1 protein-coding gene and 1 pseudogene are annotated in these 1,812 nt (G+C 62.0%); one reads left to right on the forward strand and one right to left on the reverse strand.

Features of this window, described 5'->3' with window-relative positions; all coding sequences use genetic code 11:
- Positions 1 to 288 (reverse strand): annotated as a pseudogene (locus tag EN991_RS41405) (hypothetical protein); the annotation flags it as partial.
- A 413-nt stretch (positions 289 to 701) separates the two neighbouring features.
- Between EN991_RS41405 and EN991_RS40480 the strand changes: the two are divergent.
- Positions 702 to 1,812 (forward strand): hypothetical protein (locus EN991_RS40480; protein WP_127370419.1); only part of this gene is annotated, 1,111 nt, incomplete at its 3' end.

Here is a 1,812-nt window from a genome sequence, read left to right on the forward strand (position 1 = left end):
GGCCTGCAATTCTCGACCGTGCGCACTTATTTGAACCGTATCTTTCGCAAGACGGGAACGAATCAACAAAGCCAGCTTGTTGCGCTTTTGAAATCGGCACATCCATTCCAGCAATGAGTTATCGGATCTAGGCGATTGCACGTGATGTCCGACTTGCACGGCGCGGCCCGGAGGCGGGCACACCACACCTTCCAGGAGCCGCCGGCAATGCTCTTCATCCCGGAAGGCGACGATCATTTCCTCAACCGTCCGAATGTTGGAAAGCGTTGCCAGCAGCATTTCAGACATCAAGCTCTCCTTTTCCACGCCCCAAGAACCGCATAAAAAGCACAGATTGCAATGCGGAGAACATCCACACACCACCCCTGTTTGCGCCGGAAGACGGCGAATGGAAGATCTATGGGCTTTCGGTGAACGTGAGCAGAGCGTGCCGCCAGCGCCAAGCGGTCAGGAAGAAAAGCCCGCAAAGCCCGTCACGCCAGCGCCTCCGCCCAAGCTTCCATCCACGTCGGCAAAAGCCGGCAAGCGTCAATGGGAACCCCTAAGGCCAGAGCCGGGGGGCACCTTCATTTTTGCTAATTGACGATGGGCCGGAAACGAGGGCGGCATCCCAGGCTCAGCACCAGTGCAACTTGCGCGAGAGCTTCCATGTGTTAGGCTTCTTCACGAAAACGTGAGCATTCGAAGGATCGAAGGGCCCCATGGCTGACGTCACCACCGAAGCGGTATCCGCCGTTGTTGGCAGGGTCTACGAAGCCGCCTACGACCAGGAACGATGGTTCGACGCGGTCACCAGCCTGCGTGACCTGTTCGGCGGTTCGCGCGCCTGCATCCTGCACGTCAGCCCGCGGACGGCCAATGCGGTCGCATCCGACCTCGACCCGGAATTAAGTTCGCAAAAGGCCATCGACACGTTGATGCGCGATCCTCTGACAGCGGCGTCGGCGGCCTTGCCCGTCGGCAAAGTCTATCGTTGGCCGCCGCCACCTGATGAGCCGGCGTTCCGCCGCAGCGAACTCTGGCAGGACTGGCTAAGGCCGCGTGACATCTATAAGGGGCTCGCCTGCAACCTGATCGCCGCCAACGGGTCGCACTGGATTTTGAGTGTCGATCGCGGTCCGAGGCAGGACGCGTTTGGCAAGGAAGACATCGAGCTGTTGCAGAAGATCGTGCCGCATGTCCTGCGCGCCGGGCAGATCGGCCGGCGGCTTGAAAACACCTCGGCGCTGGCATCGGCGTTCGCGCGTCTGCCCTTCGGCGTCCTTCTGGTCAACGGTCACTGCCAGATCGCGCAGATGAACGAGGCCGCCGAAGCGATACTGGCACGGCAGGATAGTCCGTTGACTCTCAAGGACGGCACGATTGTCGCCACTGGTGTGCAGGATACGCAGGAGCTGCAGCGGCTGGTCGTGGATGCTTGCTCGTTGGTGGACGGTGTCATGCGGGGAACCGGCGGGACGCTGCTAGTGCCATCGGATCGCCAACGATCCGACTTGGCACGGCTGGTGCTGTCGGTGGCGTCTTTCGTCGATGCCCGCGCCTACAGCCTGGCATCCGAGCGCTGCGCGATGATCATGATGACAGAGGTTGCCTGCCGCATTCCCGACGGCTTCGAAATGCATGTTCACGGCCTGGAAGACGGCGCCCACGAACCGGAGCATTTTGCGTTGCTCGACCGCCTGCGACCCGACATGGCGCGCGCCAGCCTCGCGGCCACGCGCCTGGGCCTGGAGCGCGCCCGCGGCACGGTGAATGCCTTGGCCACGATCGGACTTCCGGCGGCCGTCCTCGCCAGCAATGGTCGCGTCAGGG

It is taken from the genome of Mesorhizobium sp. M7A.F.Ca.US.005.03.2.1 (assembly GCF_003997795.1).
GTDB classification, from domain to species: domain Bacteria; phylum Pseudomonadota; class Alphaproteobacteria; order Rhizobiales; family Rhizobiaceae; genus Mesorhizobium; species Mesorhizobium ciceri.